The sequence below is a fragment of the Nostoc sp. genome, from assembly GCF_036919895.1.
GTDB lineage: Bacteria > Cyanobacteriota > Cyanobacteriia > Cyanobacteriales > Nostocaceae > Nostoc.
Genome location: NZ_JBALBW010000063.1, coordinates 1 through 7,248, shown reverse-complemented (window position 1 = coordinate 7,248; position 7,248 = coordinate 1). Strand labels below are relative to the sequence as shown.

The following is a 7,248-nucleotide window of genomic DNA, read 5'->3' as shown; positions in this document are numbered from 1 at the left end:
ATAATTATTTGTCAAAAAATTATGCTTCGACACAAGTTCTCTATTTAAATAAAGAATTTTCTCTGATTTTTTTTCAAAATGAGAATTGCTGGTAACGCACCATCCCAAGCTGATAGCGCGTTACGCTACGCTAACGCACCCTACGTGGAATAAAGTAAAGCAGAAAATATTGATTTATCTCAATTTTCTCTAAAATCTATTAGACATTTTACCCTTGCCGCGTCACTACGCATATTTCAAAAATCAAATACTAGTCCTAATTCGGAAGTGTTAAATTTTCTAACTACCTTCTCGTGCTAAATTATTAAAGCTTGGAGTTGGGAAACTCCGGTGAAATTCCGGGACTGTGCCGCAGCTGTAATGGGATCGCCCAAGTCAGAATGCCAACTTTCGAGATGTCATCAAGACACAATCACCGTCTACTCCCTGCGTCGCACCGGGAAGGAGTTCTAAATTTGCTTTCTGGATTTGCCACTTGTCCTGGCTTGTTTTATGCTACACCCGCCGCCGATGGAATCTTATCTCGCATTAGAATACCAGGTGGAATTATTAGTACTCAGCAGTGCCATGCGATCGCAGACATAGCAGATCGCTATGGTGGCGGCTATGTGGATGTCACTAATCGAGCTAACCTACAAGTCCGCGAAATCCGCACGGGGATAAATGCCGAGGTTTTGAAGCACTTACAGCTTATGGGATTGGGTTCTCACAATTCTGTTGTAGACCATATCCGTAATATTATGACCAGCCCAACTGCTGGTATCGACCCGCAAGAATTAATCGACACTCGCCCTTTTGTCGAAGATTGGGATAATTATATTGCCGCACATCCGGCGCTTTCAGGACTATCGGCAAAATTTAGCGTTTGCTTTGATGGTGGTGGAATAATCCGCGTGTGCGATCGCTTGAATGATATCCTATTTGCTGCTGTCTTAGTCAATGCTGATGTTTACTTCCGCCTTTATCTCACTGTCGGCGCAAAGGGCCAACCGCCTAGCGATATGGGGATTTTGTTAACACCACAGCAATGTTTACCTGTCTTAGCAGCTTTGGCAGAGGTCTATTTAGCTCATACTAATACTACAAATAAACGGCGGCTACGTCTCTTAGAGTTATTGAACACTTTGGGTTGTGAAAATTATCTCCAAGAAGTTCAGCAACGTTTACCTTTCCCGCTTTTGGACTGTGAAACGGGAAAATACCTAACCCCCCAACCCTTAAAGGAATTCTCTACTATTTTGCCAGGAGAGGGCAAGTATCAGCATATTGGTATCCATCCCCAACGTCAGCAAGGCTTATTTTATATTGGTATCGTATTACCTCTGGGACGATTGGAAAGTAAACAGATGAAGGGTTTGGCAGATTTAGCAGCAAAATATGGTAGCAGCACTCTTCGGTTAACTCCCTGGCAAAATTTGCTGATTGCAGACATTCCTCAGCAATGGGTTGATGATGTCCAAAGTGAAATTGCTTTTTTAGGATTAGATTTCTCTGCAACTAACATCAGGAGTGCATTAGTTGCCTGTTCTGGAAACAAGGGTTGTGCTTCTTCTGCCACAGACACTAAAAGTCATGCGTTGGCATTAGCTGAGTATCTGGAAACTCGCCTTACTCTGGATTGCCCAGTTAATATCCACTTCAGTGGCTGCAAAAAATCCTGCGCCCACCATAGCAAGAGTGATATTACTCTGCTTGGTGTCAACTTTGAGGCTGACGGTGGAATTGTAGAAGGCTATCACGTTTATGTGGGTGACAGCGAGCAGAAATTTGGACGGGAAATATATCAATATGTGACTTTTACCGAACTACCTGCATTAATAGAGCGGATGCTATATGTATATAAAATTCAACGCTTAAATCCCAATGAATCTTTTGGGGAATTTAGCAATCGATGTGCGATCGCTCAATTACAACTCTGATTCAATAAATACTTAGGTTCCCTTCTCAAGTCAATCCAAAATCTAAAATCCCAAATCGAATGCCCGACTACATCCGAGATGCCAACGAAATTTACCGTAATTCTTTTGCAATCATCCGGTCAGAAGCGAATTTAGATGTATTGCCACCAGATGTAGCAAAAGTTGCTGTGCGTCTCATTCATGCCTGTGGGATGACGGATATTGTTACTGACTTGGGATATTCACCAACAGCAATACAATCTGCAAGGGCAGCCCTAGCAGAGGGAGCGCCAATTTTATGCGATTGCCGGATGGTTGCCGATGGCGTTACCAGACGACGGTTATCTGCAAACAATCAAGTTATCTGTACCCTCAACGAGCCGGAAGTGCCAGAAATTGCTAAAAAGATGGGTACTACAAGGTCGGCGGCAGCTTTGGAATTATGGCGATCGCACCTGGAAGGATCGGTAATCGCAATTGGAAATGCGCCCACAGCCCTATTTAGACTGTTAGAAATGCTCGATGAAGGAGCTACTAAACCTGCGATTATTTTAGGCTTCCCAGTTGGATTTGTCGGTGCAGCCGAATCGAAAGCCGCATTGGCGGCAGATAGCAGAAATGTACCATTTTTAACCTTACATGGTCGGCGTGGTGGAAGTGCGATCGCAGCAGCAGCAGTTAACGCCCTGGCAACGGAGGAAGAATGAATATGAAAACTAAAGGCCGTCTCTATGGAATTGGTGTTGGCCCAGGCGATCCAGAACTATTGACTTTGAAAGCGCTGCGGCTATTACGTGCGGCTCCTGTGATAGCTTATCAATCAGCCACAGGTAAAGAGAGTATCGCTAGAGCGATCGTGGCGCAATATCTTCCTGGCAATCAAATCGAGGTGTTATTTCATCTCCCCCGCGCTTTGGAGCCAGAAAAGGCCAAGTCTATTTACGATAAAGAAATTGAACCAATCGCCGAACATTTAGCAGCCGGTCGAGATGTAGCGGTGTTGTGTGAGGGCGATCCATTTTTTTATGGCTCGTTCATGTATCTGTTCACACGATTATCTGACCAGTACCAAACAGAAGTTGTCCCCGGAATTTCCTCGCTGATGGCTTGTCCGGTAGCTTTGGGCGTACCTTTCACTTACTACACCGATATTCTCACAGTCTTACCCGCCCCATTGCCAGTAGAAGAACTAACTACACATCTATTGATAACTGATGCAGCAGCAATTATGAAACTAGGTCGTCACTTTACCAAAGTACGGGATATTCTGCATAAATTAGGGCTAGCATCACGAGCAAGATATATTGAGCGGGCATCAACGTCACAGCAACGCATCATACCCCTGGATGAAGTCGATCCAGATAAAGTACCCTATTTCTCAATGATTGTAATCCCAACTAAGAATCGACTATAAAGCTCCCTCATAGCCCTGCAAACCACTCATATCCTTGATCCTCCCAATAACCTTTAAGAGGTAACAAATTGCTGACAAATGTAATTTGAGTTACCCACTTGCTTTGCTTGTAACCTAGTTTAACTGGGGATGCTAGACGCATAGGCGCACCATTATCAACTGATAAAGGTTGTCCATTCTTTTGATAAGCCATCAGCGTTTGGGGATGGACAGCAGAGGCAAGATCCCAGCTTTCATAATAGCCATCAGCAGATTTAAAGTAGACATAACGGACATTTGACTTAGGCTGTACCAACGCTACCAAGTCTCGCAATCGCACACCTCCCCATTGAACGATCGCAGCCCAGCCTTCAACACAGACATGGCGAATTACCATTGAAGTTAAGGGAAGTTTTTCAATATCTCCCATACTCAATTGCATCGGGTTGCTAACCTCGCCATCAATCTTCAGGCGAAACTGCGCCGGATCGATTTGCGGGGTGAAGTCAAAGGTATTAACCAGCAATTTGTCTGCTTCTATGGCACTGACAGCAAATTCTGGAACTGGTTTCTGACTTAACAGGAGTGCTTCTAGACGTTGGTTTATTGGCTCAGATATTTGCCGCAGATTATCTGAGAACAAGTTTGTCCCACAGCCACCTAAAAGAAAGCCTACCCCGGAAAGTCCAGATACTTGCAGTAATCGACGACGGGATAGGGTGCGTTTGGGAAGAATCAGACTCATAAGACCTCTACAGGAACATAGACTTAACTAGACGGATGCTTCCTACCTTCAGGGCAAGTAAGGAATGAGCAATTGTAAACAGTATGACTGTGGGAACAGTAATAAAGTGAACAGTGCGGAGAGTTTGCCAACTACCAAACAGCCCCGAAAGCCAATGCAGTTGGGCTGGTTTGTACATCGACAGACCACTCAAGATTGCCAGCAGCAACACGGGAATGATAGCAGTATAAACTAGCCGATGCCATGCGTAATTTTTGCGCTTTGGGTTCTGGCTGACTTGCAATGCTTTTAAATCACCGCCATCGGCAAAGCGACGCTGCCAACGACGAGTTACAAAGATATAGATTCCATACCAAAGTAAGTTTAGCGAAAATAGCCACATAGCAGAAAAATGCCAGTTTCTACCACCCCCTAGCCAACCTCCCAGCAAGATAAAGTCAGGAAATTGCCAACCTGCACGCCCGCCAAATACTGGATTAGCATTATATATTTGCAATCCGCTACTAATCATCAAGATGAGACTGATGATATTAATCCAGTGAAAGGTCTTTGAGAGGAAAGTCTGACTTGGTGTTGAGCGGGCTTTACGTTTAGATGAAACCATGATAATTCGTAATTCGTAATTCGTAGTTAAAAGTGCATAGATAAGTCAGTTTTATCTGAAATAAAGATGATCCGCATTTTTTATTTTCCATAACTAAAATTAGTTGCCCTGTTCTCCAATTACGAATTACGAATTACGAATTATATCGGTTGAGTAGGAAAAAACGGAGCTAGCCAAAGTTGTATCTGAACATCCCAACCGAGAAGAATAGCAATTGCTGTTGCTGCGATCGCAACACCACCCACGCGCTGCAACACTGCACTATGGGGGCGGACATTGAGGATGCGTTTACTAAGTACTCGCCCACCGTAGGCGATCGCTAATAAAGGCAAACCTGCTCCGATTCCATAAACAACCAGCAGCCAAAATGCACCTGCGACTTGATGATTAACTGCCGCTAAGACTAAAATTCCTCCCAAAACTGGCCCGGCACAGGGAGTCCATAAAAGCCCCAACTGAGTCCCTAACCAGAATTCTCCCATAAGTCCGATTTGTGGGGGTTTCTTAGCCCAATTGCCGATGGGAATATAAGTAAATATTCGGTAACTCCATGTAGGGAAAATTGCGAGTAATCCTAAAAATAAAAGAAGTGCGATCGCGCCACTCCTTAATAAATTAGCCAAACCAGTAAACCAGACTGATGTTACACCGATTAAACTACCTGCCAGTGCAAAACCAGCGATTAATCCCCCCACCAGCGCTACTGGCCCGTAAGTATGCGATTGGAGCGATCGGCCCAATAACACAGGCAAAATCGGTAAAACACAGGGTGAAAGGACATTCAAAACTCCCCCCAATAAAGCCAGACTAATTGATAAAGTAGAAGTCGTCATAATTCCTTCTACCCCAATAGCTGGCGGATAGTTTGCTCTGTTTTTTCGTATGCCCCTTCACCAATATGGTCATATTGTAGTAAACCCTGGCGATCGGCTAGAAATAGATGGGGCCAATACTGATTTTCATAAGCGTTCCAAGTTTTATACTCGTTATCAACTGGAACCGGATAAGTAATTTTGTGTTTTTGTAATGCCTTTTTTATATTGTTCGGATCTCGCTCAAAAGCAAACTCTGGTGTGTGGATACCAATCACCTTGAGTCCCTGCGACTCATACTGCCGATGCCATTTAGTAATATAGGGCAGGGTACGCTGACAGTTAATACAAGCAAAAGTCCAAAACTGGATCAAAACAACACTGCCTTTGAGATCAGCGATCGTCAAAGGAGTAGAATTAAGCCACTGACTGATACCCTGAAACTCTGGTAAACTCTTACCTACGGGATTTTTCACTGCAAGAGTTTCCGAATCTTGCAGATTATTACTTGTTGCCGGAGAGATAGAAGGTGCATTCACTTTTCTGAAGTTGGAAAGTGTTGTGGCTGCACCGATTCCGACAACCCCTAAGCCAATATAAAAAAGTAACTGACGACGGTGGAGCAGGTTGTGATTCATCAGAATTTCTCCTGTTGATGTCAAAGCGCCAAAGTATAGGGGTTGGCTTAAGATTTTCCTGTTAAGCAGCCCCTAATCTTACAAGAAAAGTGAGATGCAAGGCTATGGCTAGGGCTTGGTGGAAGCCGGGGATTGCTTCATAGCATCGCCAGCTTTGTCTTTGCTCATCGCATCTTTGCTCATAGCACCGCCAGCTTTGTCTTTACCCATCGCATCTTTGCCCATAGCACCGCCAGCTTTGTCTTTACCCATCGCATCTTTGCCCATCGCATCTTTACCCATAGCACCGCCAGCTTTGTCTTTGCCCATCGCATCTTTGCCCATCGCATCGCCAGCTTTGTCTTTGCTCATCGCATCGCCAGCTTTATCTTTGCTCATCGCAGGAGAGGCTTCAGGAGCAATTTGATTGTTGCTTGCAGGACTGCTAGAGCAAGCAGTGAGACTTGCAGTTAAGCTTAAACCAGCAATTAAACAAATTATTTTCCAGTTCATAGTCTTCTTTCGTCCTTTGGATAGTTCTTTTTGTATTGATTGACTCAGGGAAATTAAGATATAGCACATTCTTAAAGGCTATTGAGGTAAAAAAGATGCCTTTTTTATACAGGATTTCATCAAACTTTTGCTACTGATGTTTGATTTATCCCGAATATCCAAAGTATCTCTATAAGGACTGAGAGCTTATTGAAACTAAGCCATAATTTTCATAAATTTATCCATTGAGAAAATTTAGCTAATTCTCAGCATTTTCTCAGCTATTCATGGTAGTTCAAAGCTATAACCTAATTTAGGTATTATCTCAGCAAAACCTCATGTTGAAGTGCATGAGCTATCTTAACTTTAGATCGTGCAAAATTGGTGCTTAAGACTTGATATAAAATGTCTACGGCAGCAAGCTACGCAATCAAATTTTCTTTTGTAATATTTTGTTAGTGAAGAATATCTGCGCTTTAACGATCCTGATACTAATCTATGAGGTTGTTTGAAAAGTACTATTGTAGGTATAGCGGTTCCTATTCAGATGCGGTACAACATTACATCACCAGGTGTAGGGGCACGGCAGTAGTTTATAGAACCCATTTGATATCTTTTAGGCGAACAAGTAGAATCAACACAAAGAGGTGAATTTAAACAGGTAAGGGCTGAAAATGGGGTATTCAA

Annotated in this window: 8 protein-coding genes and 1 riboswitch; of the genes, 3 read left to right on the top strand and 5 right to left on the bottom strand. The window is 43.4% G+C overall.

The features are described from left to right. Positions 1–303: 303 nt before the first annotated feature. Positions 304–394: riboswitch (adenosylcobalamin-variant (AdoCbl-variant) riboswitch) on the top strand. A 1-nt stretch (position 395) separates the two neighbouring features. Genes cobG through V7K55_RS11560 form a run of 3 tightly spaced genes read left to right on the top strand, consistent with a single transcriptional unit; the run spans position 396 to position 3,312 of the window. Further along, a complete protein-coding gene (gene cobG / locus V7K55_RS11570) occupies positions 396–1,919 on the top strand; it encodes a precorrin-3B synthase (RefSeq protein ID WP_334831314.1) in 1,524 nt (507 codons plus the stop codon). 59 nt (positions 1,920–1,978) lie between these two features. Next, positions 1,979–2,605 carry a precorrin-8X methylmutase gene (locus tag V7K55_RS11565; protein WP_334831312.1) on the top strand — a complete coding sequence of 209 codons (627 nt, stop codon included), beginning with the start codon at positions 1,979–1,981 and terminating at the stop codon, positions 2,603–2,605. 2 nt (positions 2,606–2,607) lie between these two features. Then, positions 2,608–3,312, top strand: coding sequence for a precorrin-2 C(20)-methyltransferase (locus tag V7K55_RS11560; protein WP_334831310.1), 705 nt, complete (start codon positions 2,608–2,610; stop codon positions 3,310–3,312). Between the two features lie 7 nt (positions 3,313–3,319). On the opposite strand, the gene V7K55_RS11555 is transcribed toward V7K55_RS11560, so the two are convergent. From V7K55_RS11555 to V7K55_RS11535, 5 genes are all read right to left on the bottom strand, one after another. Beyond that, complete coding sequence (locus V7K55_RS11555; RefSeq protein ID WP_334831308.1) at positions 3,320–4,036, bottom strand: molybdopterin-dependent oxidoreductase; 717 nt, start codon at positions 4,034–4,036, stop codon at positions 3,320–3,322. Positions 4,037–4,043: 7 nt separating this feature from the next. Continuing rightward, on the bottom strand, positions 4,044–4,640 hold the full coding sequence (locus V7K55_RS11550) for a cytochrome b/b6 domain-containing protein (RefSeq protein WP_334831306.1): 597 nt from the start codon (positions 4,638–4,640) through the stop codon (positions 4,044–4,046). A gap of 140 nt (positions 4,641–4,780) precedes the next feature. Then, positions 4,781–5,473, bottom strand: coding sequence for a cytochrome c biogenesis CcdA family protein (locus V7K55_RS11545; RefSeq protein ID WP_334831304.1), 693 nt, complete (start codon positions 5,471–5,473; stop codon positions 4,781–4,783). 8 nt (positions 5,474–5,481) lie between these two features. Beyond that, complete coding sequence (locus V7K55_RS11540; RefSeq protein WP_334831302.1) at positions 5,482–6,090, bottom strand: thioredoxin family protein; 609 nt, start codon at positions 6,088–6,090, stop codon at positions 5,482–5,484. 108 nt (positions 6,091–6,198) lie between these two features. Further along, positions 6,199–6,582, bottom strand: a complete 384-nt coding sequence (locus tag V7K55_RS11535; protein WP_334831300.1) for a hypothetical protein — start codon at positions 6,580–6,582, stop codon at positions 6,199–6,201. Positions 6,583–7,248: the final 666 nt, after the last annotated feature.